The organism is uncultured Cyclobacterium sp., assembly GCF_963976465.1.
Classification (GTDB): domain Bacteria; phylum Bacteroidota; class Bacteroidia; order Cytophagales; family Cyclobacteriaceae; genus Cyclobacterium.
Genome location: NZ_CAXBOC010000719.1, coordinates 1 through 1,524 on the forward strand (window position 1 = coordinate 1; position 1,524 = coordinate 1,524).

Here is a 1,524-nt window from a genome sequence, read left to right on the forward strand (position 1 = left end):
GGATGCTGGAGCAGGTTTGGTGCAGGCACCACAATAAATGACAAAATCATGAAAAAGAATTTTATTGCATCTGTTGAAGACAATGCTACCGGGGATATAGAGCAGATTGCCGGCCAATTGAGGTTGCAGGGCTGTACCATCAAGCAGGTTTTAAAATTTTCAGGAATTATTACCGGCTGTAGTTCTGGAAAAGAAGCACGTCTGGAAGATTTAAAAATCACCGGAATCAAGCATATCGAAGAAGACAGGGAGCTGGGAGCTTTGGGAGATGAGTAATGCGGTAAGCAGTAATTGGTATATAAGCGATTTTCTATTCGAAATATGCAGTAGACCATTTGTTGGTTGTGAAATCAGTTCTAAATCAACCAGTTCGTTGTTGTTTCCAGTTTAATCTAACGATGCTTTGCCGGAATCTCCAAAGGGCATGGTTTTCTTGCGATTAAAAGCCTTATCTCGAAGCAATTTTATATTCTACATCTCAGAAAAACGGTATTGGGATCTTATTAAGGCTTGAATGAGATTGAGGGGTGTTATTGGCGGTTTTTAACTTCTACAATATCTCCCGGCAAGGTAAAGCCTTTCTCTTCCAATCCGGTAAGAACTTTAACAATGGCCAGAGAATGAATTTTTGCATCGATCTGATCGCGGTTGTAGGTATTCACCCAATAGGTTATTTTGACATTTAAGGTAGAGGAAGCCAGCTCCTTGACATATACCGTAGGTTTTTTGTCTCCGTCTAAGACTCCAGGAACGGACTGAATAAGTTCGGAAATGAGCTTTAGCGCAGCTTCATAATCTGATCCATAATCCAAACCGACGATAAAACTATAGCTCAGGTAACCATCAATGGTGAAATTAATCATTGGGTTTTTTATAATGGTGGCATTGGGAATAAAAACATCCTTGCCATCTATGGTCTTGACTTGAGTATCCCGTAGGTTTAAGGCCCTCACTTTACCACTAAGACCGTTGATTTCCACCATGTCACCGATTTTAAAAGGCCGTTTAAAGGCCAAGAGTATACCGGCGAGAAAATTTTCTCCAATATCCTTGAGCGCAAAGCCTATTATAAAAGCCGTAATTCCGGCCCCGGCAAGCAGGCTATTGACCACACCCGTAAGTCCTAGAAAACGAAGCAATAGGGCCAAGCCAAAAACCATTACCAAACTTTTGATGGAAGCACTGATAAAATTGGTAAGCAAGTGATCATCTGTTTTCTTGCTTAGTCGATTACTGACTATCCTTTTTATCCATCGGGACAGGTAGATAAAAAAGATAAGGATTAGGAGGCCAACAAAGAGTGAAACAGCCATTTGTTCCACACTTTCCAGATCACCCATGAGTATTCCTCTTAATTTCTCTAAAGCTTCCTTCAAAATCTAATTATTTTGTTTGAAAGTAAATTACTTAAAAATGATGCCAATTGATAACTCATCAGCTTTTTTAGTGCAAAAATTTATGCAACAGAAAGAAATGCCTCAATCGTGTTGAATTGAGGTATTTATACAGACTTCTATGGGTCTT

At 39.6% G+C, this 1,524-nt stretch carries 2 protein-coding genes; one reads left to right on the forward strand and one right to left on the reverse strand.

Features of this window, described 5'->3' with window-relative positions:
- A partial coding sequence (locus AAC037_RS24225) for a hypothetical protein (protein WP_339906250.1) occupies positions 1-276 on the forward strand: 276 nt, incomplete at its 5' end.
- A gap of 254 nt (positions 277-530) precedes the next feature.
- Here AAC037_RS24225 and AAC037_RS24230 read toward each other — a convergent pair.
- Entirely contained in the window at positions 531-1,376 is an 846-nt protein-coding gene (locus AAC037_RS24230) for a mechanosensitive ion channel family protein (RefSeq protein WP_339906252.1), read from the reverse strand.
- Positions 1,377-1,524 lie beyond the last annotated feature (148 nt).